The organism is Uniformispora flossi (genome assembly GCF_049534875.1).
Lineage (GTDB): Bacteria > Actinomycetota > Actinomycetes > Streptomycetales > Streptomycetaceae > Yinghuangia > Yinghuangia aomiensis.
Window position 1 is genome coordinate 1 of the sequence record NZ_JBMULZ010000014.1, and the last position, 24,657, is coordinate 24,657.

Here is a 24,657-nt window from a genome sequence, read left to right on the forward strand (position 1 = left end):
GGTGCGTACCGTTGCGCAACGGTACGCACCCGCCCCCGACGCCGGCGCCTTCACCTGTCGGCCACCGGCGCCACAGCCGTCACCGGCGTCACATGCTGGCGATCAGCTTCTCCACCCGGTCGTCCACCGCCCGGAACGGGTCCTTGCACAGCACCGTGCGCTGCGCCTGGTCGTTCAGCTTCAGGTGCACCCAGTCGACGGTGAAGTCCCGCCGCTGCTCCTGCGCCTTCTTGATGAACTCGCCGCGCAGCCGGGCCCGCGTGGTCTGCGGCGGCACCGACTTCGCCTCGAAGATCTTCACGTCCTGCCCGACCCGGTCGACCTGGCCGCGCCGCTCCATCAGGTAGTACAGGCCGCGCCGCCGGTGGATGTCGTGGTACGCGAGGTCGATCTGCGCGACACGCGGCGACGCCATCGGCAGGTTGTGCTTGGCCCGGTACCGCTCGATCAGCTGGTACTTGATCACCCAGTCGATCTCCCGCCCGACCAGGTCCAGGTTGCCGGTCTGGACCGCGGTGAGCGTGCGCTCCCACAGGTCCAGGACCTGCTGCACGGTGCCGGTGCGGATCCCCCGCCGGTCGGCGAAGTCCATCGCCTTGGTGAGGTACTCCAGCTGGATCTCCAGCGCCGACGCCTCGCGGCCGTTCGCCAGGCGCACCTTGCGCTGGCCGGTCATGTCGTGGCTGACCTCGCGGATCGCCCGGATCGGGTTCTCCAGCGTCAGGTCCCGCATGACCATGCCCGCTTCGATCATCCGCAGCACGAGGTCGGTCGCGCCGACCTTCAGCATGGTCGTCGGCTCGGCCATGTTCGAGTCGCCCACGATCACGTGCAGGCGCCGGTAGCGCTCCGCGTCCGCGTGCGGCTCGTCGCGCGTGTTGATTATCGGCCGCGACCGGGTGGTCGCCGAACTGACGCCCTCCCAGATGTGCTCGGCGCGCTGGCTCACGCAGTACACCGCACCGCGCGGCGTCTGCAGCACCTTGCCCGCACCGCACAGCATCTGACGGGTCACCAGGAACGGGATGAGGATGTCCGCCAGACGCGAGAACTCGCCGTGCCGCGCCACCAGATAGTTCTCGTGGCAGCCGTACGAGTTCCCCGCCGAGTCGGTGTTGTTCTTGAACAGGTAGACGTCACCGGCGATGCCCTCCTCGTGCAGGCGCCGTTCGGCGTCCACGAGAAGGCCTTCAAGAATGCGCTCGCCGGCTTTGTCGTGCACGACGAGTTCGGGCACGGAGTCGCACTCCGGCGTGGCGTACTCGGGGTGACTGCCCACATCCAGGTACAGCCGGGCCCCATTGCGTAGGAAGACGTTGCTGCTTCGGCCCCACGAGACGACTCGGCGAAACAGGTACCGCGCCACCTCGTCCGGAGACAGCCTGCGCTGCCCGCGGAACGTGCAGGTGACGCCATACTCGTTCTCGAGCCCGAAGATTCGGCGGTCCATGCAGCAACATTACGCCGCTGATGTGCCGTTCCGGGACAACTCGCGTGCGCCGAATCCGGCCGAGTTGATCTCGGCCGGAACCAGCGTGCGCCGACCCGCCGCCAATACCGCCAGCCCGAGCGCCGTTCCCACCCCCGCCACCGCGAACGCGCCACTCACTCCGGCCATTTCTCCGGCGAACCCGGCAGCCGCCGTCCCCGCGGCCGCACCAGTGCCCATCGCGGCCACCACCCAGGCGAACGCCTCGGTCACCGTGCCCGCCGGGGCAAGCTCGTCCACCAACGTGAAGGTGCACGCGATCACCGGCGCCAGGAACACACCCGACAGCACCGCGAGGACCAGCATCAGCCACGGAGCAGGCGCCCACATCAACGGCAAATAGCCCACCGTCAGGCCCGCCATCAGCCACGGCAGACGCTCCCGCGCCGGGCGCACCCACCGGCGTGCGCCGTGCACCACCCCGCCGACGAACGCCCCCGTCGACATCGCCGCCATGACCGCACCCGACCACACATCCGAACCGCGGTCGTCCGCGTACGCCACCGCCGCCACGCCCAGCACGCCCAAGGCCGTGCCCGCGAGCGTCAGCGACGCCAGCAGCACCCGAAGTCCACGCGACCGCAGCGGGCCCGCCCAGTGCGGCGTATGCGCCTCGCCACGCCACACCCGCGACGGCCGGGCGGTCGCCACCACCAACGTGCCCGCGATCCCCAGCAGCCCGGTCACGACCAACGCCGCGGCCTCGGACGCCAGCGCGATCACCGCGACCACCAGCAGCGGGCCGACCGTGAAGAGGATCTCCTGCGCCGCCGCGTCCAGCGCGTAGGCGGCGTGCACCTGGTCCCGCCGCAGCACGGTCGGCCACAGCGCCCGCAGCCCTGACTCCAGCGGCGGCGTGGCAAATCCGGCCACCAGCACCGCGGCGACCGCCACCGGCAGCGGATGGACCCCGACCACGGCGAAGGCCGCATATGCCAGCGCCGACACCACCGCGCCGCCGATCAGCACACCCGTCTGCCCCCGGCGGTCCATCCAGCGGCCCAGCGCGGGCTGCCCGAGGGCGGTGGCCAGGCCGGAAAGCGCCGACAGCGTGCCCGCGAGACCGTATCCGGCGCCGTCCGCGCGCGCGAACAGCAGGATCGCCAGGACACCCATGCCGTTCGGGAGACGGCCCAGCAGCGTCCCACCGAGCAGCCGCGCGGCGTACTTGGCGCGGAAGAGATCCGCGTATATCCGCATGAGAGTCGACGCCTTCCCGCCCGGCAGATCATGAAGTCATACGTATGACTTCGCTTCAGTCTGACGGCCCCGGCCGCAGAGGGCAACCCGAATCCACGCCGACACTGCCCGGTAAATCCGCCAAGTCGCCCTACAGTGGCCCCAGCAACCGGCCACCGCCCCCGGTTTTCACCCCCCACACCCCCGGGACCCACGAAGGGACCGCCGCCACCGTGCCCGACCCCGCGGACGCGCCGCCCCCCATCCCGGCCACCCGCCCCACCAGCAAAGACGTCGCGAAACTCGCCGGAGTCTCACAGTCGACCGTGTCCCTCGTCCACGCCGGAAAATGGGCCGGACGCGTCTCCGAACGCACCGTCCAAGCCGTCATCGACGCCAGCAACGCTCTCGGCTACCGGCCCAACCAGGCCGCCCGCCACCTGCGCCTCGGCACCACCCGCACCGTCCTGCTCGTGGTCCCCGCCCTCACCAACCCGTTCTTCGGCGCCGTCCACACCGGCGCCTCGGAGACCGCCGCCCGCCGCGACTTCGCCGTCGTCATCTACCCGGCCCCCGTACAGCCCGGCTACGAACTCGAACCCGTCGCCAGCCCCTTCGCGGCCGCCCACACCGCCCTGGACGGCGTCCTGGCATCCTCCACCGCCGCCGACACGCTCTCCGGCCTCCTCGGCACCGGCACACCCGGCACCGGCCTCCCCCTCGTCATGATGGACAGCGAACCCGGCACCGGCGCCCCCACCGTCAACATCGACATCGCCGACGGCATGCGCCGCCTCACCACCCACCTCCTCGGCCTCGGCCACCGCCGCATCGGCCGCGTCGCGTCCGACATCGACAGCTGGACCTTCCGCACCCGCGAAGCCGCCTTCCGCGAAACCCTGTCGACCGCACCCGACGCCGAAGCCTCCTACGCCCACACCCCCATGGCCGTCCCCGAAGCCACCACCGCCGCCGGACACCTCCTCGACCACCCCCGGCGCCCCACCGCCCTCGTCTGCGACGACGACGTCATCGCGGCCGGCGCCTACAAAGCCGCCCGCGCCCGCGGACTCCGCATCCCCCAGGACCTGTCCGTCACCGGCGTGGACGACCTTCTCGTCGCCACCGTCCTGGAACCCGAACTCACCACCATCCGCCTCCCCGGCCACCGCCTCGGCGAAGTCGGCATGGGCGCACTCCTCGACCTCCTCGACGGCCGGCAACCCGAAGACGCCGCCCTGCCCGGAGAACTCCTCGTCCGAGGATCCACCGCCACACCGGCGACCGACGCCTGAACCACAGCACCACCGGCCGAACCGAAGGAACAACCGCCCCCGCACACGCGGACGGGCCCGCCCCCGGCCAGGGGCGGGCCCGTGAGTCCAAGTGCCGCAAAGGCACCGCGAACACGCGCTACTCCTCCGACGTCTCCCCCGCCGCAGCCGAACCGCCGTCACCGTCGGCCCCGTCGCCGCCCTCGGCCGCGGCATCCGCCGCACCCGACGCCGACTCACCCAGCAGGCGCGCCAACTGCGCACCCACCACACGCTTGAACTTCCGCTTCTGCGACCGCGTCCGATCCAGCACCGCAACTTCCAGCTGCGCCGCCGTGATCGTCCGCTTCTCGCCACTGCCATCCCGCGACAGCACATCCACCGCGACCCGCAGCGCCTCGTCCAACGGCAGCCCCTCACGGTGCGACCGCTTCAGCTGCTCGGTGATCTGGTCCGCATTGCCGCCCATCGCGACATAGTGCTGCTCGTCCGCGATCGAACCGTCGTACGTCAACCGGTAGATCTGGTCGTCCGCAGGCGTGCTGCCCACCTCCGCGACGATCAGCTCCACCTCGTACGGCTTCTCACCGCCACTGGAGAAAATCGTCCCCAGCGTCTGCGCGTACACGTTGGCCAGACCGCGCGCCGTCACATCGTGGCGCGCGTACGAGTAGCCGCGGATGTCCGCGTACCGCACGCCGCCGATCCGCAGGTTCTCGAACTCGTTGTACTTCCCGACCGCCGCGAACGCGATCCGGTCGTAGATCTCACTCATCTTGTGCAGCGCCCGCGACGGGTTCTCCGCCACGAACAAAATGCCGTCCGCGTACGTCAAAACGACCACGCTGCGACCCCGGGCGATGCCCTTGCGGGCATAGTCGGCCCGGTCCGCCATGGCCTGCTGCGGCGACACATAGAAAGGCGTCGTCACCGTGGAGTCCTTTGCTGGGAGGAAATCAAAGCCGTCAGTCCACTACGTCCAGTGCGTGCCCCGCACGCCTCAACGCCTCAGCCCAAGGGCGCACTCGGACCGTTCGGACGCTCCAAACGCTCGCCGACCACCGACCGCACCACGGCGCCGACCTCGTCGTTCGACCACATGCGCAGACCCTCGTCCGTCACCACCGACACGGTCGGGAAGATCTTCCGCGACAGATCGGGGCCACCCGTCGCCGAGTCCTCGTCCGCCGCGTCGTACAGCGACTGCACGCACGCCAGCACGGTCTGATCCGCGGTCAGGTCCTCGCGGTACAGCTTCTTCAGCGCGCCGCGCGCGAAGAGCGAACCCGAACCGACCGACGTGAAGCCCTGCTCGTCGGAACGCCCGCCGGTGATGTCATAGCTGTAGATCCGGCCTTCGCCCGCATCCAGGTCGTACCCGGCATACAGCGGCACGACCGCGAGCCCCTGCATCGCCATGCCCAGGTTCCCCCGGATCATCTGCGACAGGCGGTTCGCCTTGCCTTCGAGGGACATCGTCGCGCCCTCGATCTTCTCGTAGTGCTCCAGTTCGACCTGGAACAGCCGCACCATCTCGACGGCGATACCCGCCGTGCCGGCGATGCCGACACAGCTGTACTCGTCCGCCGGGAACACCTTCTCCATGTCCCGCTGCGCGATCAGGTTCCCCATCGTCGCGCGCCGGTCGCCGGCCATCACCACGCCGCCGGGGAACGTCGCCGCGACGATGGTCGTGCCGTGCGGCGCCTCCACCGTCACCGGCGTCGTCGGCAAGGTCCGCCGCGACGGCAGCAACTCCGGCCGGTACGCACTGAGGAACTCCGTGAAAGACGACGATCCGGGGGTCAGGAAGGCACCCGGTAGACGCCCGGTGCCACGCGTGTTGGATTCCACACGATCCCTTCCAAGTAGGCGGCGGCCCGGCGCAGTAGATCAGGGCGATCCTTGAACTGGCCGAGCCCACTATTGCAGTTGAAGCACAACACCCCGCGCACTTCGCCGCTGCTGTGGTCGTGGTCGACGTGCTCGGGACGGGGCCTCAGACAGATCGGGCAGATGCCGAACTGCGCCTTGATCATTGCATCGACTTCATCCGCACCGAGGCCATACCGCCGCTTGAGGTGGTAGTGCCGCGCACCGCCGTGCAGCGCTGACGCGACTCCGCCGACCGGGCGTTGCCGCACGGCTTGCAGTACGAGTGGTAGCCGCTGGACGCCGAGCGGTTGCGCGAGAAGTCCTCGACGGGCTTCACCGCTCGGCAGTCGGCACACCTCCGCACGCCGGGCGGAAGCTGCTCGGGGACGCGCACGGTTTGTCCGGCAGCGGCCTTCCTGGTTCGGTACTTGTCTTTGGCGCGCGCGGCCACGCACTCCTTGCAGTAGTACGCGAGGCCATCCGCCCGCCGACTGTTCCGGTGATACAGGGAATGGGGTTTTGTTTGGCCGCAGGAAGGACACTCCCGAACCCAACTTTGCCCATCCATTGCCATCTATTGGCCGCCCTTTTGTACGAACGAACGCACAAAATCCTCGGCATTCTCCTCGAGGACCTCATCGATTTCGTCCAGGACCGCGTCGACGTCGTCTGTCAGTTTCTCTTGGCGTTCCTGCAGGTCGGAGGTCGCCTGCGCGTCGGTGGAGGATTCTTCGATTTCCTCGGAGCGCTTATTCGTCCGGGCCTGTCCGCCGTTGTCCTTCGTGGCCATTTGACGCACCCCACCTTTTCTCTCGATCCCGCCCGGGAACGGCACCGCCCCGGGCCGGCGTTCCGATCGAACGGCTCCAAAGAGCCAGGTGATCAGACACTACAAGCGTAGGGCGGCGGTTGTTCCCGAGCACGGGAATTCTTTGTGTCACATCCGTCGGTCACATCGGTCACATCGGTCGCCTCGGACGGCCGGCTGCCGTGAGGTCCGGGGGAACCGGACCACCGCGCGCAGCCCGTGGGCGACGTTCGGTGGTCCGGTGCCTCCACCCGCTTTCTTCCCCCACACGGCTCAGGTTCACCCGTCCGGCGAGGGGTTCACCTGGTCGGCGGCGAGCAGGTCGCGGAGCCGGCCGGCGGTCATCGCCCGGTGAGCGCGTTGACCAGTTCCTCCGCGGTGCGGCAGCGGTCGAGCAGGTCCTTGACGTGGGCTTTCGTGCCGCGCAGGGGCTCGAGGGTGGGGACGCGCTGGAGCGAGTCGTGGCCGGGCACGTCGAAGATCACCGAGTCCCAGGACGCCGCCGCGACCTCGTCGGCGTACTGCTCCAGGCAGCGGCCGCGGAAGTACGCGCGGGTGTCCTCCGGGGGCAGGTGCGCGGCGCGCTGGACCTCGGATTCGGCGGCGATGCGCTCGAACCGGTTTTCGAGGCGGTTGTAGAGCCCCTTGTCGGGCCGTACGTCGGCGTACTGGAGGTCGACGAGGTGGAGGCGCGGGGCGTCCCAGTCGAGGCCGTCACGGCTCCGGTAGCCCTCCAGGATCTGGAGCTTGGCGACCCAGTCCAGCTCGCGGGCGAGCGACATCGGGTCGGTCTCCAGCCGGGTCAGGACGGATTCCCAGCGGGTGAGGACGTCGGTGGTGACGTCGTCGACGTCGGCGCCGAAGCGGTCCTCGACGTACTTGCGGGCGAGTTCGAGGTACTCCATCTGGAGTTGGACCGCGGTGAGTTTGCGGCCGCTGCGGAGCGTGACGAGGTGTTTGAGCGAGGGGTCGTGGGAGACCTGGTGCAGGGTGCGGACCGGCTGGTCGACGGTGAGGTCGTGGGTGATGAACCGGTCTTCGATCATCGACAGGACGAGTGCGGTGGTGCCGAGCTTGAGGTAGGTCGAGACCTCGGAGAGGTTCGCGTCGCCGATGATGACGTGCAGGCGGCGGTACTTCTCGGCGTCGGCGTGCGGTTCGTCGCGGGTGTTGATGATGGGGCGTTTGAGGGTGGTCTCCAGGCCGACTTCGACTTCGAAGTAGTCGGCGCGCTGGCTGATCTGGAAGCCGTGCGAGGAGCCGTCCTGGCCGATGCCGACACGCCCGGCGCCGCACACGACCTGGCGGGAGACGAAGAACGGGGTCAGGTGGCGCACGATGTCCGCGAAGGGCGTGGCGCGCTGCATGAGGTAGTTCTCGTGGCAGCCGTAGCTGGCGCCCTTGTTGTCGGTGTTGTTCTTGTAGAGCAGGATCTGCTGGCCGCCGGGGACTTCCGCGGCGCGGCGGGCGGCTTCGGCCATGATGCGTTCGCCGGCCTTGTCCCAGACGACGGCGTCGCGCGGGTTGGTGGTTTCCGGGGCGGAGTACTCGGGGTGCGCGTGGTCGACGTAGAGGCGGGCACCGTTGGTGAGGATGACGTTGGCGAGGCCGACGTCTTCGTCGGTGAGCTGGCTGGCATCGGCGAGTTCGCGGGCGAGGTCGAAGCCGCGGGCGTCGCGCAGCGGGTTCTCCTCTTCGAAGTCCCAGCGGGCGCGGCGAGCGCGATGCATCGCGGCAGCGTACGCGTTCACCACCTGAGACGACGTCAGCATCGCGTTGGCACCGGGGTGTCCCGGTACCGAGATGCCGTACTCGGTCTCGATGCCCATCACGCGCTGGACGGTCATGCGACCCCCTCGACGTTCAAACCCTGGCCACTGCTTGCATTCACTTTAGGACGCTCTGCAATTGCTGTTCGGGCGACCGGACACGCTATCGAGCCTATGGCCGTCCGGGGTGGAGCGGGATAGGGACGGCGGGATCGGCGGTGCTGTCCGGTCGCGGGCGGAGTCCGGCCGGACACGCGCCGCCGCGGCCCACAGCTTCGTGTGGGCCGCGGCGGCTTGGTGTCACAGGTACTGGCCGGTGTTGGCGACGGTGTCGATGGAGCGTCCGGCGTCGGCTCCCTGCTTGCCGGTGACGAGCGTGCGGATGTAGACGATCCGCTCGCCCTTCTTGCCGGAGATGCGTGCCCAGTCGTCGGGGTTGGTGGTGTTGGGGAGGTCCTCGTTCTCCTTGAACTCGTCGACGCAGGCGGCGAGGAGGTGGGAGACGCGGATGCCCTTCTGGCCGTTCTCGAGGAACTGCTTGATGGCCATCTTCTTGGCGCGGCCGACGATGTTCTCGATCATGGCGCCGGAGTTGAAGTCCTTGAAGTACAAGGTCTCCTTGTCGCCGTTGGCGTAGGTGACCTCCAGGAAGCGGTTCTCCTCGGATTCGGCGTACATGCGCTCGACGGCGCGCTGGATCATGTTGCCGACCGTCGTGGCCTTGTCGCTGCTGTGCTCCTCGAGGTCGTCCTCGTGGAGGGGCAGGTTCGCCGTGAGGTACTTGGCGAAGATGTCCTTGGCGGCTTCGGCGTCGGGGCGCTCGATCTTGATTTTCACGTCGAGCCGGCCGGGTCGCAGGATGGCCGGGTCGATCATGTCCTCGCGGTTCGAGGCGCCGATGACGATGACGTTTTCGAGGCCTTCGACACCGTCGATCTCGGAGAGCAGCTGCGGGACGATCGTGTTCTCGACGTCCGAGCTGACCCCGGAGCCCCGGGTGCGGAAGAGCGAGTCCATCTCGTCGAAGAAGACGATGACGGGCGTGCCTTCGCTGGCCTTCTCGCGGGCCCGTTGGAAGACCAGGCGGATGTGCCGCTCGGTCTCGCCGACGTACTTGTTGAGGAGTTCCGGGCCCTTGATGTTGAGGAAGTAGCTCTTGCCTTGTTCGCCGTCCACGCCCTTGGCCTCGGCGACCTTCTTGGCCAGGGAGTTGGCGACGGCCTTGGCGATGAGCGTCTTGCCGCAACCGGGCGGGCCGTAGAGCAGGATGCCCTTGGGCGGCCGGAGTTCGTGTTCCTTGAACAGGTCCGGGTAGAGGTACGGGAGTTCGACGGCGTCGCGGATCAGTTCGATCTGGTTCCGCAGGCCGCCGATCTTCGTGTAGTCGATGTCCGGGACTTCTTCGAGGACGAGTTCTTCGACCTCGCTCTTGGGCACGCGTTCGTAGACGTAGCCGGAACGGGGTTCCAGCAGCAGCGAGTCTCCGGCGCGGAGGGGGCTGTCGAGCAGGGGCTCGGCCAGGCGGACGATGCGTTCCTCGTCGGTGTGTCCGATGACGAGGGCGCGTTCGCCGTCTTCGAGGAGTTCCTTGAGCATCACGACATCGCCGATCCGCTCGAACTCCATGGCGTCGACCACGTTGAGGGCCTCGTTGAGCATGACCTCCTGGCCGCGCTGGAGGTCCTCGAGGTCGAGGTTGGGGCTGACGTTCACGCGGAGTTTTCGTCCTCCGGTGAAGATGTCGGCCGTGCCGTCTTCGTTTGCTGACAGGAAAGTACCGAAACCCGAAGGTGGCTGCGCGAGCCTGTCCACCTCCTCCTTGAGGGCCACGATTTGATCGCGGGCCTCTCGGAGCGTCGCCACCAGCCGCTCGTTCTGTGTGGTCAGACCGGCGAGGCTGGTCTGGAGCTCGACGATCCGCTCCTCCAGCATCCTCGTCTGACGCGGCGAGTCGGCGAGCTTGCGACGCAGGACGGCGACTTCCTGCTCAAGAAAGGACACCTGGCTCATGAGGTCGTCCGTACCCCGAGCCGGCCTCCCGCCACGGTTCATGTCGTCGTCGTGGGCTGCCACGGTCCTCACCTCCTCCTGGGAGCTGCGACGTCTCCGACCCTACCTGCGGCAGGGGGGGTTGAAACCCCTTGATCAAAAGACGGCCTGGGCGTGTCCGATCTTCACCCGCGCGATTGCCCCCACTGTTGTGTGGTGCCGATACCCACCCATCAACATCACGAAGCCGTCGGCGGTAGGGTCTCTTGGTCGGTTCCCAGCGTGAAATGGTGAAGTGCGAGGCCTGATGTCCACCGAGAATGACGCTCTTGAGGTGTGGATCGACCAGGATCTTTGCACCGGTGACGGAATCTGCGTGCAGTTCGCCCGCGAGGTGTTCGAGCTGGACATCGACGGCCTCGCGTACGTGAAGGGCGAGGACGACGAACTGCGCACCGACCCGGGGTCCGCGGTGCCGGTGCCGCTGCCACTGATCACAGAAGTGATCGATGCCACACGCAAATGCCCTGGTGAATGCATCCATGTGCGGCGTGCGTCGGACGGCGTCGAGGTCTACGGCCCGGACGCCGGCTGAGCCCGGACGGCAGCCGCAAGGCGCGCGCAGGCGATTCGCCGCGCGCGCCTTTTTTGTGCGCCTTGCCGGGGTTCTCCGGTTTCGCCACGCCGCGCTCCGCCGGGTGCGCGGGCGTGCGGACAGGCGCGCCGGAGTGCTTCCGGCGCGCCTGCCGAGGGCGTTTTCCGGCCAGATCCACTACGGGATCAACTGGAGGGTTTCTTCCTGGTCGGGGCAGCAGCGGGGCACGTTTTCCCCGGACCAGCCGAGCAGCGTCGCGGTGGCGTGCCCGTCGGCGACGTCCAGGCTCCTGACGATCCGGTCGTCGGCGGTGTCGAGGAGGGTGCGGCCGCGGTCGGGGCGGCCGTCGTCGCCGAGGGTGTAGGCGATGATCGCGTCGGGCGGGGTGCCCGCGCCGGTGGCGCACCGCACCTGGAGGAGGTGGACGCCGCCGGGCAGCGGCACGTTCGCGCGTACTTCGGTCGGCAGGCCGGCGCAGTCGAGGCCGTAGTCGACCGTGGACCAGTCGACGGCGACGTCGGCGAGCGGCTTGGCCGCGACCGGGTCGACACGCCCGGCGTCCGGGGCGGCACCGCGCGGTTGGGCGCTGCCTGCCGGCTGTCCCGTGTCGGGGGCTTGGCCGGTGCCGGGTATCGCGCCGTCGTTGCGTTCGTCCGGTGGGAAGACCGGCGCTTCGCGGTGTCCCTTCGCCGGTGCGGTGATGCCGGGCACGCCGCCGTCGAGGCGGCTGGCCGCCCAGATGGACACGGCGCTGATGCCGACGAAGACGATGATGCACGCCGCGAAGATCAGCACGACGGAGTTCTTGACGTCCGGTTTGGGGACGCGGGGCGCGGGGGCGCCGACGGCGACGAGTTCGCCGGAAGTACGGGGGTCCGGTACCGCGGGGGGCGCGGGGTGGACCGCAGTGGGTTCGAGGGCTGCTCCGGGGTCGGTGTCCGCTATTTCGGACGCGCCGTTTTCGTGCACGCCCCGGTCGTGCACGCCGTGTTCATCCGCCACGACCTGCCACGTTAGTGGTCTGCCGCTACACAGGAAAGGCCTGGCGGAAAGCGCTCGCGGGGCGTTCCGGCGGGTTCGGCGACAGGTCCGGACATGGCCGGAATCCGTGGGATGCGCCCGCTCCACGGTCGATTCCGGTCGCGGTCCGGTGTGCGGCCGGAAAACGGCGAGGCGCCGCCGGATGCCGGCGGCGCCTCGCGGAAGCGGACGGGGGGTCAGACCTCGGGTGCCTCGTAGTCCTCGCCGTAGGAGCCCTTGGAGGGGCGGCGGCGGCGCATCGGGGCTTCCACGCCGTCGGCCATGCGGCGGGCGGTCACCAGGAATCCGGTGTGGCCGATCATCCGGTGGTCGGGGCGGACGGCGAGGCCTTCGACGTGCCAGGTGCGCACCATCGACTCCCACGACTGGGGTTCGGTGAAGCAGCGCATGGCGCGCATCGTCTCGACGGTGCGGGCGAGCTGGGTGGTCGTGGCGACGTAGCAGCACACGAGGCCGCCGGGGACCAGCGCCTTGTGCACGGCCTCGAGGCACTCCCAGGGTGCGAGCATGTCGAGGATGACGCGGTCGACGTCGGTCTCGGCCAGGTTGTCCTGGAGGTCGCCGACGGTGAGCGTCCATGACGGGTGGGGACCGCCGAAGTAGCGCTCGACGTTGCGCTTGGCGATGTCGGCGAAGTCCTGCCGGCGCTCGTAGGAGGACAGCTGCCCCTGGTCGCCGACGGCGCGCAGCAGGAAGGTGCTGAGCGCGCCGGAGCCGACGCCGGCTTCGACGACGCGGGCGCCGGCGAAGATGTCGGCCATGGCGATGATCTGCCCCGCGTCCTTGGGGTAGATCACCGCGGCGCCGCGGGGCATGGACAGGACGAAGTCGGGGAGCAGAGGCCGCAGCGCGAGGTAGTCGAAGTTCCCGGACGAGCGGACGACGGTGCCTTCGGGGGCGCCGATCAGTTCGTCGTGCGGGAACGATCCCTTGTGGGTGTGGAAGGACTTGCCGGCTTCGAGAGTGAAGGTGTGGTGGCGGCCCTTGGGATCGGTCAGCTGCACTTGGTCCCCGACCTGGAAGGGCCCGCGACGACGGGCGGCACCGGTCGGTTCGGACATGCGCCCAAGGGTACCGGTCGGCGGAGCGCGTTCGGTCCGGGGGCGTCGCTGCCCGTCCTCGCTGGTCACCCACCGCATACCATCGACGGCGTGAGTGATTCGGGCGGTCTTCCGAAGGGACGGGACGGCGAAGAGCACGGCGCCGGTTCCGGTGGTGTGCCGGGAGGCGCGGCGCCGGGCGGGCCCGCGGGCCGTCCCGCGGCGGGCGGGCCGACGACGGAGCGCACCGGGCCGGGTCCGGGCGGCGGGCTGCTGATGGGGCGCCCGTTCGGGGTTCCTGTGTATGTGTCGTCGTCGTGGTTCGTGATCGCGGTGGTGATCACGCTGCTGTTCGCGCCGACGTTCGAGCGGTTGTTCCCGCAGTTGGAGAGCTGGAAGTACGTCGTCGCGTTCGCGTTCGCGGTGCTGCTGTATCTGTCGGTGTTGGTGCACGAGTTGGCGCATGCGGTGACGGCCTTGCGGTTCGGTCTGCCGGTGCACCGGATCACGATCCAATTCCTGGGCGGCGTTTCGGAGATCGACAAGCCGCAGACGGCGGGCCGGGAGTTCGCGGTGGCCGCGGCGGGGCCGGCGTTGTCGCTCGCCCTCGCCGGTGGTTTCTGGGGCGTGGGCTTGGCGCTGGACGTCGATTCGCTGGTCGGCCGGATGGTCGCGCTGCTGGCGGTGTCGAACCTGATGGTGGCCGTGTTCAACCTGCTGCCGGGGCTGCCGTTGGACGGTGGCCGGATGCTGCGCGCCGGGGTGTGGGGGGCGACGAAGCGCCCGATGGCCGGAACGGTCGCCGCGTCGTGGGCGGGGCGCGTGCTCGCGGTCGCGGTGCTGATCGGTGCGGTGTGGTGGTCGCACGAGGACACCGGGTGGACGCGCGTCTACACGGTGGTGTGCGGGGCGCTGATCGGCGGGTTCATGTGGACGGGCGCGGTGCAGTCGCTGCGTGCCGAGCAGTTGCGCGAGCGGCTGCCCGGGCTGCGGGCCCGGGGGCTGACGCGCCGCGCGATCCCGGTGGCGGCCGATCTGCCTTTGGCCGAGGCGCTGCGCCGGGCAGGCGAGGCGGGCGCGCGGGCGCTGGTGGTGGTCGATGCGAATGGCTCGCCGATCGCGCTGGTGCGCGAGTCGCGGGTGGTGAACACGCCGGAGCAGCGCCGTCCTTGGGTGGCGGTGGGCCCGTTGTCGCGGGATCTGCTGCCGGGGATGCGGGTGGCGGCGGAGTTGGCGGGCGAGGACCTGCTGGCGGCGTTGCGGGCGACTCCGGCGTCGGAGTACTTGGTGGTGGAGGCGGACGGCAGCGTGTACGGGGTGTTGGCGCGCAGCGATGTGGAGCGCGCGTTCCTGGACTTGATGCGGCCCGCCGCGCGCCGGTAGCCGGGTGCGCGGCGGGCCGTGGTGCCGGTGTGCGGGCGGGGTTCAGCGGGGGGTGAGGGTGACGGTGTAGGTGCCTCCGGTGCGGCCGCGGGTGGTGACGGTGAGGGTTTGGCCGTGGCGGTCCCAGTCGGCGTTGCGGCCTTGGACGGCGACGTTGTAGCCGCGGGGGTAGACGTCGCGCGGGACGGCGATTTCGGTGGGCCCGTCGGCGTTGGCGCGCGTGGTGTAGGTGAGCGTGTAGGTGCGGGTGGCGGGGTCGTAGCCGTAGGAGACCGGGTCGCCGGCGGTGGCTCGGGCGTAGGGCTGGACGAGCAGGTCGTGGTTGGGCTTGAGCTGTCCGTTGGCGGTGAGGGTGCAGTAGCCGCCGCCCCGGCACCACTGCCAGTCGGTCCAGCCGCTGGAGAAGCGGTCCATGGCGGCGGTCATGCGGGTGAAGTAGGTGCGCATGTGGGGCAGGGTCGGGTCGGGCGGGCCCCATTCGCCGACGATGACGGGCATGCGGTTGCGGGCCGGGTAGTCGGTGATGGCGGCTTCGTAGGCCTGGATGAAGGTGCCCTCGGGGTCGTAGTCGGCGCCGGCTTCCATGGCGGTGTCGTAGAAGTGCGGTGCGTAGGCGGCGTGGGGGTCGTCGATGGCGCCGAGCTGGGTGGGGACGCCGAGGCCGACGATGACGGTGGGTTCGACGAAGACCCAGTTGTCGCGGTCGACGAGGCGGACGGCGTCGGCGAGGCGGTTCCACAGGTCGGTGAGCTGCCCGGCTTCGAACCGGCCTGCGGCGGTGGGCAGGTCGGTGTCGGCGGCGAGTTTGCCGAAGGGCTCGTTCATGAGGTCGTAGCCGAGTACGGCGGGGTGGCGGCCGAGGGCGGCGGCGACGGTCGTCCACATGCGGGCGTGCGCGGCGCGGAGGTCGTGGTCGGTGTAGAGGTGGTCGAAGGCGGTTTGCACGGACGGTTCGAAGTACTCGGAGAACCAGTCGCCCGGGATGGGTTCGTAGGGCAGGCCGTCGGTGCGGGTGGTCCAGGCGGGGATGCCGCGGTGGCCGTTGAAGGCAGGCCCGTAGACGTCCTGGTGGGCGTCGAGGACGACCTTGATGTGGTAGCGGTCGGCCCAGTCGAGGATGCGCCGCATTTTGGCGAGGTAGGTGCGGTCGTAGCGGCCGGGGGCGGGTTCGAGGTCGTCCCAGAAGAAGACCAGGCGGGCGAGGTTGAAGCCGCGGGCGGCCATGTCGCGCAGGTCGCGTTCTTGGATGTCGGCGAAGGCGTCGGCGCCGCTGTGCCCCTTGTCGGCGAGGTTGAAGCCGCGCCATTGCGTGGCGCGGCCTTGGTCGTCGGCGATGTAGGTGCGGTTGCCGACGGTGACCCGGTCGGGGCGGTGTCCGTTGCCTTGGCCGTTGCCGTTCCCGGGGTGGGCTTGGGCGGGGAACGCGGCGAGCAGGACCGCGGCCGTGGCCAGGGCGGCGGCGGTCCTGAGGCGGCGGTGGAGCGGGGTGCGGCCGGGAGGGTGCAGGGGGACGCGGGACATGCGCATGCAGGGAGGCCTTTCGCGACGGCGCGGACGGGGCGGTGGGTCACGAGCGGGACGGATGTTACTGGTGGGTGTTGGAAGTTCCCAGGGGTCGCGGCCCGCCCGCTCCTGTCCCCCGGGCTGTCCCCCGGGCCCCGTACCCTGGCGGCATGACCGAGACCGGAACCGAGACCACCCCCGCTGCCGGGCCTGATCCCGCCGCGCGCGGGGCGTCGCTGTCGCCGTCGCGCGCGAGCGACTTCATGCAGTGCCCGCTGCTGTACCGGTTCCGGGTCCTCGACAAGCTCCCCGAGAAGCCGAGCGCCGCGGCGACCCGCGGCACGGTCGTGCACACCGTGCTGGAGCGGCTGTTCGACATCCCGCGCGGCGCCCGCACACCCGAGGCCGCGCTGCGCCTGCTGCGCCCCGCGTGGGACGAGCTGCTGGCCAAACGCCCGGAGCTGGCCGAGCTGTTCGACGACGGCGAGGGCGGTGTGGCGGCGGCCGAGCTGGCCGACTGGCTCGGCGGCGCGGAGCAGCTCGTCGAGCGCTACTTCACGCTCGAAGACCCGAACATGCTGGAGCCCGCCCGCCGGGAGCTGTACGTCGAGACCAAGCTCGACGACGGCCTGACGCTGCGCGGCTACGTGGACCGCTTGGACGTCGCCCCCACCGGCGACGTACGGGTCGTGGACTACAAAACCGGCAAGGCGCCGTCCGCGCGGTTCGAGGACAAGGCGCTGTTCCAGATGAAGTTCTACGCGCTGGTCCTGTGGCGCCAGTACGGCCGCCTGCCGCGCCGCCTCCAGCTCGTCTACCTGGGCAGCGGCGACATCGTGCGCTACGACCCCGACGAGCAGGACCTGCTGGCCGTCGAGCGGAAGCTGCGCGCCCTGTGGATGGCCATCCAGCAGGCCACCCGCACCGGCGACTGGCGTCCCAATCGGACGAAGCTGTGCGGCTGGTGCGACCACCAGGCGGTCTGCCCGGAGTTCGGCGGGACGCCCCCGGCGTACCCGCTGCCCGTGGTTGCGGTGACCGGCCCGGCGGAGACGTCGGCCGAGTAGCCGGACGCGAACGGCTTCAACCGGACTCGCCCCGCCTCAACCGGCTTCAACCGGACTCGATCGGAATCGACCCGCCTTAACCGGCTTCTACCGGCTTCAACCGGCGAGTTGCACCGCGCCGTCGTCGAGCTGCGCGTCGAGAGCGGCGCGCAGCCACGCGTCGGCGGCCCCCGCCGTCGGTTCGTCGTGCCCGCCGCGGATCTCGGCGACCAGGTCCCAGTACCAGTCGATTTGCGGATCCCCGGCGAGGTGGCGCCCGAGCCGGCGGCGGAACCCGCCGGTGTCGGCGGTCTCGTAGACGCGCGCGTAGGCGGCGACAAAGCCGTCCAGCGCCTCCCCCGCCGCCGGGGTCTCGCCCTGCCGGATCCGTGCCGACGCCAGCGTGTAGGCCTCGGCGAGACCGTCGTAGAGCAACGCGAGCCGCAGCCGGTCGCCCCGGCGCTGCACCACGGCCTGCGCCGCGCGCTCCCGGTCGGCGTCGCTGCATGGGGCCGACACCGCGGCGTGGAGCCGCGCGAATGCCAGGACTTGCCCCGTCGTCGGGTCTTCCGGCGGGCTGGGCACGGCCGCGTCGAGGATCATCGCCCGCACCCGGGTCGGCAGCCGCGCGGGCAGCCATCCGCGCCAGAAACGCTCGATGGACGTGGTGGTCGGCGGCGTGGCGATCGCGCCGACGAGTCGGATGCGTTCGGCGCGTTCGCCCGGCGGGCAGTCGTGCACCAGGCGCAGTGCCGCCTCGCGCCACCGGAGCGCCGCGATGTGGCTGCCGATATCGCGGAGTTGTCCGGAGATCACAGCGTCGAGGACGTCCGTTTCGGCAGTGTCCCCTGCGTGTTCGCGTGCGACCACGCGCCGGATGTCGGGCAGCGCCAGATCGAGGGTGCGCAGCGCGCGGATCAGCCGGAGGCGGTCGAGCGCGTCGGGGGCGTAGCGGCGGTGTCCTCCGGCGCTGCGGGCGGCTTCGGGGAGAAGTCCGGCGTCGGAGTAGAACCGCACGGTTTTGACGGTGACGCCGGCCGCTTCGGCCAGCTCTCCGATGCTCCGCAGTCCGTCGGGCGACGTGCTCACGCTTGAACCTCCCTCAGGGGGAGTTCCTACCGTACCCGGGACCGCGGAAGCCCCCTGCGGAGCCGTATCGGGGCTGCCGTGGTGCGCATGACCGCATGCCGCCCCGAGTGAGGAGCCTTCCCATGACCGCTTTCGTTCTCGTCCCCGGTGCTTTTGCGGGCGGGTGGCTGTGGCGCGACGTCGCGGCCCGTCTGCGGGCCGCGGGTGCCGACGCGTACGCCGTGACTCCGACGGGCCTTGGCGATCGCCGCCATCTCGCGCTGCCCGACGTCGGCCTGGACACGCACATCCGCGACATCGTCGAGGTGATCGACCACGTCGACGATCCGGGTGTGGTGCTGGTGGCGCACGGCTGCGCCGCGTACGCCGCTCTGGGGGCGGCCGCGCGCCGCGCGGGCCGGGTCGCCCGGGTCGTGTACGTCGACGCGGGCACGGTCCCCCAGGACGGCGACCCGGCCGCGCTGGCGGTGCCCGACCAGCCCGTCCGCGAACGCCTCCTCGCCCCGCCCGGGCCCGGCTCCTCGTCGGCGTCCCCGGACGACCCGGCCTGGCTGCTGCCCGTCCCCGACGACTGGTCCCGCTGGGGCAGCACCACGGGCCTCGTCGACGCCGGCCTGGCCCGTCTTTCCCGCTTCTCCGCGCCGCACCCGGTGGCCGCGCTCACGCAGCCGCTGCGCCTCGCCGAGGAATTGACGGACATGCCGACGACCGGTGTCCTGTGCACGGCGAACGGCGCCAGTATCGACATCCTCGAAGGCGTGGTGCGGTTGGGCGACCCGCGCCTGGCGCGGCTGGCCCACCCCGACACCTCGTTCTTCGAACTCGACACGGGGCATTGGCCGATGCTGTCGCGTCCCGCCGAGTTGGCGGACGTCCTGCTGCGTGCCGCGGCCGGCGAAGGCCGCCGCCTCACCGTCTCCGGCACCGGCTCCGGCGGGGAACCGGCCCCCCATCTGCGGCCGTTCGTGCTCGACGTGCCCGACACCCCGCGGGAGCGGCTCGGCCGCGTCGACTTGTATGTGCCCGCGGCCGAAGGCCCGCGCCCGGCCGTGGTCCTCGTGCACGGCGGCCCCGTTCCGCCGGTGGCGCAGCCGACCCCGCGCGACTGGCCCGCGTTCGTCGGCTACGCCCGTCTGCTCGCCGCCTCGGGCCTGGTCGCGGCCACCGTCGACCACCGCCTGCACGACCTCACCGGCTACCCGGCGGCCGCGGAGGACGTCGCCGACGCGGTCGCGCTCGTCCGGGCCGACCCGCGCGTCGATCCGGACCGCGTCGCGCTGTGGTTCTTCTCCGGCGGCAGCCTGCTGTCCGCGGAATGGCTGGCCGCTCCCCCGCCGTGGCTGCGCTGCGTGGCGTTGACTTACCCGGTCCTCGCCCCGATGCCCAACTGGGGCCTGAGCGGCCCCCGGTTCCACCCGGCGGACGCACTCGCGGACGCGGGCGCCCTCCCGGTGGTCCTGACCCGGGTCGGCCGCGAGCAAGCCCTGATCGCGGCGACCGTCGAAGCGTTCCTCGACCGGGCCCGCGCCCTGCGCGCGAACGTCGAGGTGGTGGACGTGCCGAACGGCCACCACGGCTTCGAGACGCGCGACGACACCGACGAGTCCCGGCAAGCCCTCCGGGACGCCGCCGCAGCCGTCGCCGCACAACTCGGCAGCGCGGCCTGGACGTGGCCTCGTAGGGGCCAGGCCGGTGCGGCTACAGGGCGCCCGGGCGCACCAGACCGCTCTCGTACGCGTACACCGCGGCCTGGACCCGGTCGCGCAGCCCCAGCTTGGTGAGCACGTGCCCGACGTGGGTCTTCACGGTCGTCTCGCTGACGAACAGTTCGGCGGCGATCTCCGCGTTGGACATGCCGCGGGCGACGAGCCGCAGCACCTCGACCTCGCGTTCGGTGAGCATCGCGAGGGTGTCCGGGGTGGGGTCCTCGGCGGCGGGCAGCCGGGCCGCGTACATGTCCAGCAGGCGGCGGGTGATGCTCGGCGCGAGCAGCGCGTCGCCGTCGGCGATGACCCGGATCGCGCCGATCAGGTCGTCGGCGGGGACGTCCTTGAGGAGGAACCCGCTGGCGCCCGCGCGGAGCGCCTCGACGACGTACTCGTCGAGGTCGAACGTGGTCAGGACGAGGACCCGGGCGGTCTCGTCGCCGCCGTCGCGGCCGTTGCCGACGATGCGGCGGGTGGCTTCGACGCCGTCCATGCGCGGCATGCGGATGTCCATGAGGACCACGTCGGGCTGGAGCGTGCGCACGAGTTCGACGGCCTGCTGGCCGTCGGCGGCCTCGCCGACGACGGCGATGTCCGGTTCGGCTTCGAGGATCATGCGGAACCCGGTGCGCAGCAGCGGCTGGTCGTCGACGAGGATCACGCGGATCGTCATGCTGGGTTCTGCTCCAGTCGGTCGGTTCGGTCGTCGTGGCGGCCGGTCCCGGCGGGGGTCGCGCCGGTTCGCGCGTCGGGGACCGGGTCGCGGGCGGGGTCCGGGCCGGCCGGGGGCCGGGGCTCGGAGGCGGCGTCGGCGCCCTGCCGCACCGGGTGCGGGGTGTGCCGTGTCTGATTCTGCACGGTCGCCGCCGCGGGCGTGTGGGCGCGGTCCGCGCGGGGGGTGCGTTCGGCTGCGGAGCGCGGCCGGTCGGCGGGCGGCAGGGGGATGCGGGCGAGCACTTCGAATCCGCCGCCCGCGCGCGGTCCCGCGTACAGGCGTCCGCCGTACAGGGCGACGCGTTCGCGCATGCCGAGCAGGCCGTGCCCGGTGCGGCCGACCTCCGAGGCGCCCAGGTTGGCGGCGGCGCCGCGCCCGTCGTCGGCGACCCGGACGAGGAACTCGTCGGCCCGGTACCGCAGCAGGACGCGCGCCCCGGCGGGCCCGGCGTGCTTGAGGGTGTTGGTGAGGGCTTCCTGGACGATCCGGTAGGCGGCCAGGTCGATCCCGGGCGGGAGTTCCGCGGGGACGCCTTCGATCGACAGTTCGACTTGCACCCCGGCCTCGCGCACCTGCTGCACCAGCACCTCGACGCCGTCGAGACCGGGCTGCGGAGCGTTGTGCCCCTCGTTGAGCCGTCGGGCCTCGGCGCCTTCCGCGTCGTCGGTGTTGCGCAGGATCCCGACCAGCCGGCGCATCTCGACCAGCGCGGCGCGGCCGGTCTGCTCGACGGCGGACATGGCTTCGCGGGCCCGGTCGGGGTCGCGGGCGATGGTGCGCTGCGCCGCGGACGCCTGCACGGTCATGACGCTCACGTGGTGGGCGACGACGTCGTGGAGTTCGCGGGCGATACGGCCGCGTTCCTCGGCGAGTGCGGCGCGGGTGTCGGCTTCGCGGGTGGCCATGAGCCGGTCGGCGCGGGCTTCCAGTTCGGCGGTGTAGGCGCGGCGGAACCCGACGCTGCGGGCGAACGCCCACACCGCGAACAGCGCGGCGAGGTTCGCCAGCACGTCCACGAAACCGATGTCCCGGTCGCCCATCGCCAGCCACGCCATCGTGGTGGCCTCGGCGAAGAACAGCGCGAACGCCGCGGGCAGCCGGGGCCTGCTCACCGCCGCGCTGTACATGGCCACCAACTGCCCGAGGCTCGCCCCCGCGGCGCCGTAGTGCGCGCCCGCGAGCACCAGGAACGGCACGGTGACCGCGAGCAGCACGCGGAGCGAGTGCCCGGACCGCCACAGCAGCGGCAGCACGCACAGGATCGCCAGGACGACGCCGAACGCGTCGGGCTGCCGCCGCATGTCGCTGCCGAGGTCGTCGAGGAACAGGCCGCCGATGGCGAGCGCGCCCAGGATGACGACGAGGATGACGTCCTGGGGGGCGGGTTTGCGCCACAGCGTCACGTCGCGCTGGCGCAGGTCGTCCAGCCACACCACGGCCTGGTCGCGCAGCCGCTGGGTGCGGCTCGCGCGCGGCGTGGGCGGCGGCACGGCCGCCGCGGGGGCGGCGGTGTCCGGGTGCGGAGCGTGGTCGGCGGGCGTCACAGGTCCACGGTAGAGGCTGTGACCAGGCGGATTCTCCCGGCGGAGCGCGGTCTCGTCCGCACGGATGACCGGCGGCCGCACGCGGGTGCGACTTGCGGAGGAGCGGCGAGGGGCCCGTACTCCCGGCTCGGAAGCGCCGCCCGGGCCCGCCCCGCGCCGGGACGGCTCCAACCGTGTACTGCACGTGTGCCCGAGGTGCGCCGGACATGCAGAGGCGGACGGACCTTGCGGTCCGTCCGCCCCGGCTCCCCGTGCCGTGCCCCCGTGGCGTCCGACGGGACCGGTCCTCCCGGCGGCCGCCCCCGCGGCCGCACTCCCCGTTCCGGTCCCGCGGGCCCGATTTCCGGCGGTCTCCCCACCACCGGACACCGTGCCCGTGACGCTCCGTCCGCACCTTGCAGCGCAGACCCCCGATCCCCGTCCGCCCCCGCGGACGGGACGCCTCCACAAGATCCCCCGTGGACCTTGTGAAAGCGGGACGGTGTCGCCACCGTCCACCGCGCCCCGGTGCCTCCACCGAAGTGGAACCCCCGTGCGCAGACAGTCTTGCGGCAACGCGGGTAGACGGTCGTCAGGGAAATCCCTCGACCTGCCGGCGACTCCCTCGGTGTCGGCCCGTGCCCGGTCTGGTCAGCCGGTGACCCCCGCCGGCGCTTCGGCGCCTCCGGCGTGCCGCCGGGCCAGCAGGTCGAGCATCGGCAGGTCGACGCCTTCCAGCGACGGCACGATCGTGCGCCGCGGCCCCGGGGTGATGTGGTTCATGCTCGGCACCGCGACGACGATGCAGCCCGCGGCTTCGCCGGATGCCACACCCGTCGGCGAGTCCTCCAACACGACGCACCGTGCCGGGTCCACGCCCAGCCCCGCCGCCGCGGTCAGATACGGCTCCGGGTGCGGCTTGGAGTTGACGACCTCGTCGCCCGAGACGGTCAGGTGGAAGTGGTGGGCGCCGAGCGACGGCAGGACCGCGTCGACGATGGCGCGGTAGGACGCGGTGACCAGCGCGAGCGGCACCCCCGCGGCGCCGAGTTCGCCGAGCAGCCGCTTGGCGCCGGGACGCAGGTCGACGCCGAGGCGCAGGATGTCGACCATGCGCGCGTTGATGCGGCGCTCGAGTTCGCCGGGGGCGACGTCGATGCCGGAGACGTCGAGGAGGTAGGCGACGGCGGGTTCCATGGGGCTGCCGAGGAGGCGTACCGCGTGCTCGGCGCCGAGGTCGTAGCCGAAGTCGGCCATGACGGACACTTCGGTGGCGAACCAGCTGCGTTCGGTGTCGACGAGAGTGCCGTCCATGTCGCACAGCACCGCGTGCACGTCCCCGCCGGGATAGGCGTCGATGTCGAGGGCCGTCATGGGCACCTGCCTTCCTGTCCGGGTGCCGTCCGGCCTCGCCTGCTCCCTGCGTGCCCCTCATGAGACTCGTGGGGCGCGGCGGCGGCCTTTCGGCGCTTGCGTCCCCTCCTTCACTCGCGTCACTCGCTGGTGATGGGCCCTCGATTGTGCGTGACGATGCGGTTGGAGGCAAGCGCATTGTGGCGCGCGTCGCGGGTGTGTAGGTGTGCCCGCGGTGAATAGATCGAAACGGTTACATCGACAGAAACCGGCCAGGGCTCGGGGAGTGCCGCGATGCGGTCGCGCAGTTCGGCGGGGTCGGTGTGCCAGGCGCTGGGCCCCATCCCGACGACGGTGGCGACGTCCGCGTGGGTGAGCGGCGCGCCGAAGGCGACGCGGGTGTCGCCGGCGGGGGTGAAGTGGTCCGCGAGGGCGGCGTCGAGGCGGGCTTTCTTGTCGCTGTCGACGCGCAGGAGGCCGAGGCGGGCGACGGGCTCGGCGAGGTGTCCGGCGTTCGGCGTGACCACGACGAGCCGGCCTGCGGGGTGCAGGATGCGGTGGAGTTCGGCGGGGTTGCGCGGCGCGAAGACGTTGAGGATCGCCGCGGCGGCGTGGTCGCGGACCGGCAGCGGCTGCCAAGCGTCGCACACCACGGCGCCGATGCGCGTGTGGGCGCGGGCGGCGCGGCGCAGCGCGTGCTTGGAGATGTCGAGGGCGATCCCGGCGCGCTCGGGAAGGGCGTCGAGGACGTGGGCGAGGTAGTAGCCGGTGCCCGCGCCGACGTCGGCGACGTGCCCGGGAACACTGCCGTCGCCGGCCGGATCGTCCGCGGCGGCGCGCACCGCGTCGGTGACGGCGTGTGTGACGGCGTCGGAGATCGGAGCGTAGTGCCCGGCGCCGAGGAAGGCGTCGCGGGCCGCGACCATGTCGGCGGTGTCCGCGGTGCCGGTTTTGGCGTCGCCGGCGAGGAGGCTGGTGTAGCCCTGGCGGGCGACGTCGAAGGTGTGGCGGCCGGTGCAGCGGAGGGTGCGTCCGTCGGCGTCGAGGCTCAGCGGGGCGGCGCAGTGGGGGCAGCGCAGGGCGTCGGCGATGTCGTGGAGCACGGGTGCCTTCGGGGCCGGGGATCGGGATGATCAGCGTACGGCCCGGCGGGGGGGGGGGGGGGGAAAACCGCCCCCCCCCCGCGGGGGGGGGGGGGGGGGCGGCGCGCGGGGGGGCCCGGTTAGTGTGTGGGGGGGTGGGGGGGGGGGGTTGAATGGGGGGGGGGGGGGGGGGGGCGC

21 protein-coding genes and 1 pseudogene are annotated in these 24,657 nt (G+C 71.4%); 5 read left to right on the forward strand and 17 right to left on the reverse strand.

The window, feature by feature from the left end; all coding sequences use genetic code 11:
* Window positions 1-88 precede the first annotated feature (88 nt).
* Both pafA and ACPA54_RS26575 read right to left on the reverse strand, forming a co-directional pair.
* On the reverse strand, window positions 89-1,450 hold the full coding sequence (gene pafA / locus ACPA54_RS26570; protein ID WP_345677991.1) for a Pup--protein ligase: 1,362 nt from the start codon (window positions 1,448-1,450) through the stop codon (window positions 89-91).
* Between the two features lie 9 nt (window positions 1,451-1,459).
* Window positions 1,460-2,689 (reverse strand): MFS transporter, encoded by a 1,230-nt coding sequence (locus tag ACPA54_RS26575; RefSeq protein WP_423533868.1) that lies wholly within the window; start codon window positions 2,687-2,689, stop codon window positions 1,460-1,462.
* A gap of 212 nt (window positions 2,690-2,901) precedes the next feature.
* On the opposite strand from ACPA54_RS26575, the gene ACPA54_RS26580 reads away from it, so the two are divergent.
* The gene (locus tag ACPA54_RS26580; protein WP_423533870.1) at window positions 2,902-3,963 is read left to right on the forward strand and encodes a LacI family DNA-binding transcriptional regulator; all 1,062 of its coding nucleotides are present in this window, start codon (window positions 2,902-2,904) and stop codon (window positions 3,961-3,963) included.
* A gap of 118 nt (window positions 3,964-4,081) precedes the next feature.
* On the opposite strand, the gene prcA is transcribed toward ACPA54_RS26580, so the two are convergent.
* The 7 genes from prcA to arc all read right to left on the reverse strand — a co-directional run bounded on the left by prcA (window position 4,082) and on the right by arc (window position 10,467).
* Complete coding sequence (gene prcA, locus ACPA54_RS26585; protein WP_423533872.1) at window positions 4,082-4,873, reverse strand: proteasome subunit alpha; 792 nt, start codon at window positions 4,871-4,873, stop codon at window positions 4,082-4,084.
* 77 nt (window positions 4,874-4,950) lie between these two features.
* Window positions 4,951-5,796 carry a proteasome subunit beta gene (gene prcB, locus ACPA54_RS26590; protein ID WP_345677987.1) on the reverse strand — a complete coding sequence of 282 codons (846 nt, stop codon included), beginning with the start codon at window positions 5,794-5,796 and terminating at the stop codon, window positions 4,951-4,953.
* On the reverse strand, window positions 5,748-5,981 hold the full coding sequence (locus ACPA54_RS26595) for an endonuclease VII domain-containing protein (RefSeq protein ID WP_423533874.1): 234 nt from the start codon (window positions 5,979-5,981) through the stop codon (window positions 5,748-5,750). Before ACPA54_RS26595 ends, prcB begins: the two co-directional genes overlap by 49 nt.
* Window positions 5,978-6,268: a hypothetical protein gene (locus ACPA54_RS26600; RefSeq protein ID WP_423533876.1), complete on the reverse strand. Its 291-nt coding sequence runs from the start codon at window positions 6,266-6,268 to the stop codon at window positions 5,978-5,980. Before ACPA54_RS26600 ends, ACPA54_RS26595 begins: the two co-directional genes overlap by 4 nt.
* Window positions 6,269-6,391: 123 nt before the next feature.
* Window positions 6,392-6,607 carry a ubiquitin-like protein Pup gene (locus ACPA54_RS26605; RefSeq protein ID WP_423533878.1) on the reverse strand — a complete coding sequence of 72 codons (216 nt, stop codon included), beginning with the start codon at window positions 6,605-6,607 and terminating at the stop codon, window positions 6,392-6,394.
* Between the two features lie 359 nt (window positions 6,608-6,966).
* Window positions 6,967-8,472 (reverse strand): depupylase/deamidase Dop, encoded by a 1,506-nt coding sequence (gene dop / locus ACPA54_RS26610; RefSeq protein WP_423533880.1) that lies wholly within the window; start codon window positions 8,470-8,472, stop codon window positions 6,967-6,969.
* Window positions 8,473-8,694: 222 nt separating this feature from the next.
* Window positions 8,695-10,467 (reverse strand): proteasome ATPase, encoded by a 1,773-nt coding sequence (arc, locus tag ACPA54_RS26615; protein WP_345677983.1) that lies wholly within the window; start codon window positions 10,465-10,467, stop codon window positions 8,695-8,697.
* Window positions 10,468-10,690: 223 nt separating this feature from the next.
* On the opposite strand from arc, the gene ACPA54_RS26620 reads away from it, so the two are divergent.
* Window positions 10,691-10,978: a ferredoxin gene (locus ACPA54_RS26620; protein ID WP_423534099.1), complete on the forward strand. Its 288-nt coding sequence runs from the start codon at window positions 10,691-10,693 to the stop codon at window positions 10,976-10,978.
* Between the two features lie 177 nt (window positions 10,979-11,155).
* On the opposite strand, the gene ACPA54_RS26625 is transcribed toward ACPA54_RS26620, so the two are convergent.
* The gene (locus ACPA54_RS26625) at window positions 11,156-11,980 is read right to left on the reverse strand and encodes a hypothetical protein (RefSeq protein WP_423533882.1); all 825 of its coding nucleotides are present in this window, start codon (window positions 11,978-11,980) and stop codon (window positions 11,156-11,158) included.
* A 215-nt stretch (window positions 11,981-12,195) separates the two neighbouring features.
* Window positions 12,196-13,080: a tRNA (adenine-N1)-methyltransferase gene (locus ACPA54_RS26630; protein ID WP_423533884.1), complete on the reverse strand. Its 885-nt coding sequence runs from the start codon at window positions 13,078-13,080 to the stop codon at window positions 12,196-12,198.
* A gap of 90 nt (window positions 13,081-13,170) precedes the next feature.
* Between ACPA54_RS26630 and ACPA54_RS26635 the strand changes: the two genes are divergently transcribed.
* On the forward strand, window positions 13,171-14,442 hold the full coding sequence (locus tag ACPA54_RS26635; protein WP_423533886.1) for a site-2 protease family protein: 1,272 nt from the start codon (window positions 13,171-13,173) through the stop codon (window positions 14,440-14,442).
* 42 nt (window positions 14,443-14,484) lie between these two features.
* Here the strand turns inward: ACPA54_RS26635 and ACPA54_RS26640 are convergent, their stop codons facing one another.
* Window positions 14,485-15,969, reverse strand: coding sequence for a cellulase family glycosylhydrolase (locus ACPA54_RS26640; RefSeq protein ID WP_423533888.1), 1,485 nt, complete (start codon window positions 15,967-15,969; stop codon window positions 14,485-14,487).
* Window positions 15,970-16,115: 146 nt separating this feature from the next.
* Here ACPA54_RS26640 and ACPA54_RS26645 point away from each other — a divergent pair, with 146 nt between their 5' ends.
* Window positions 16,116-17,012, forward strand: coding sequence for a RecB family exonuclease (locus tag ACPA54_RS26645; RefSeq protein ID WP_423533890.1), 897 nt, complete (start codon window positions 16,116-16,118; stop codon window positions 17,010-17,012).
* 96 nt (window positions 17,013-17,108) lie between these two features.
* Here the strand turns inward: ACPA54_RS26645 and ACPA54_RS26650 are convergent, their stop codons facing one another.
* A complete protein-coding gene (locus ACPA54_RS26650; RefSeq protein WP_423533891.1) occupies window positions 17,109-18,080 on the reverse strand; it encodes a MerR family transcriptional regulator in 972 nt (323 codons plus the stop codon).
* Between the two features lie 122 nt (window positions 18,081-18,202).
* Here ACPA54_RS26650 and ACPA54_RS26655 point away from each other — a divergent pair, with 122 nt between their 5' ends.
* A complete protein-coding gene (locus tag ACPA54_RS26655) occupies window positions 18,203-19,861 on the forward strand; it encodes an alpha/beta hydrolase (RefSeq protein WP_423533895.1) in 1,659 nt (552 codons plus the stop codon).
* Here the strand turns inward: ACPA54_RS26655 and ACPA54_RS26660 are convergent.
* From ACPA54_RS26660 to ACPA54_RS26675, 4 genes and pseudogenes are all read right to left on the reverse strand, one after another.
* Window positions 19,779-20,459, reverse strand: coding sequence for a response regulator (locus tag ACPA54_RS26660; protein WP_345677973.1), 681 nt, complete (start codon window positions 20,457-20,459; stop codon window positions 19,779-19,781). The two genes, ACPA54_RS26655 and ACPA54_RS26660, sit on opposite strands and share 83 nt — an antisense overlap.
* On the reverse strand, window positions 20,456-22,045 hold the full coding sequence (locus tag ACPA54_RS26665) for a sensor histidine kinase (protein ID WP_423533897.1): 1,590 nt from the start codon (window positions 22,043-22,045) through the stop codon (window positions 20,456-20,458). The genes ACPA54_RS26660 and ACPA54_RS26665 overlap by 4 nt, the downstream gene beginning before the upstream one ends.
* 630 nt (window positions 22,046-22,675) lie before the next feature.
* Complete coding sequence (locus ACPA54_RS26670) at window positions 22,676-23,398, reverse strand: HAD family hydrolase (protein ID WP_423533899.1); 723 nt, start codon at window positions 23,396-23,398, stop codon at window positions 22,676-22,678.
* A 212-nt stretch (window positions 23,399-23,610) separates the two neighbouring features.
* Window positions 23,611-24,480: pseudogene (locus ACPA54_RS26675) on the reverse strand (putative RNA methyltransferase); the annotation flags it as partial.
* Window positions 24,481-24,657 lie beyond the last annotated feature (177 nt).

Coding starts and splice junctions, on each gene's coding strand:
- pafA (WP_345677991.1), bottom strand. CDS start 1,450: ATGGACCGCCGAATCTTCGGGCTCGAGAACGAGTATGGCGTCACCTGC.
- ACPA54_RS26575 (WP_423533868.1), bottom strand. CDS start 2,689: ATGCGGATATACGCGGATCTCTTCCGCGCCAAGTACGCCGCGCGGCTG.
- ACPA54_RS26595 (WP_423533874.1), bottom strand. CDS start 5,981: ATGATCAAGGCGCAGTTCGGCATCTGCCCGATCTGTCTGAGGCCCCGT.
- ACPA54_RS26605 (WP_423533878.1), bottom strand. CDS start 6,607: ATGGCCACGAAGGACAACGGCGGACAGGCCCGGACGAATAAGCGCTCC.
- dop (WP_423533880.1), bottom strand. CDS start 8,472: ATGACCGTCCAGCGCGTGATGGGCATCGAGACCGAGTACGGCATCTCG.
- ACPA54_RS26620 (WP_423534099.1), top strand. CDS start 10,691: ATGTCCACCGAGAATGACGCTCTTGAGGTGTGGATCGACCAGGATCTT.
- ACPA54_RS26630 (WP_423533884.1), bottom strand. CDS start 13,080: ATGTCCGAACCGACCGGTGCCGCCCGTCGTCGCGGGCCCTTCCAGGTC.
- ACPA54_RS26640 (WP_423533888.1), bottom strand. CDS start 15,969: ATGCGCATGTCCCGCGTCCCCCTGCACCCTCCCGGCCGCACCCCGCTC.
- ACPA54_RS26645 (WP_423533890.1), top strand. CDS start 16,116: ATGACCGAGACCGGAACCGAGACCACCCCCGCTGCCGGGCCTGATCCC.
- ACPA54_RS26655 (WP_423533895.1), top strand. CDS start 18,203: ATGACCGCTTTCGTTCTCGTCCCCGGTGCTTTTGCGGGCGGGTGGCTG.
- ACPA54_RS26660 (WP_345677973.1), bottom strand. CDS start 20,459: ATGACGATCCGCGTGATCCTCGTCGACGACCAGCCGCTGCTGCGCACC.
- ACPA54_RS26670 (WP_423533899.1), bottom strand. CDS start 23,398: ATGACGGCCCTCGACATCGACGCCTATCCCGGCGGGGACGTGCACGCG.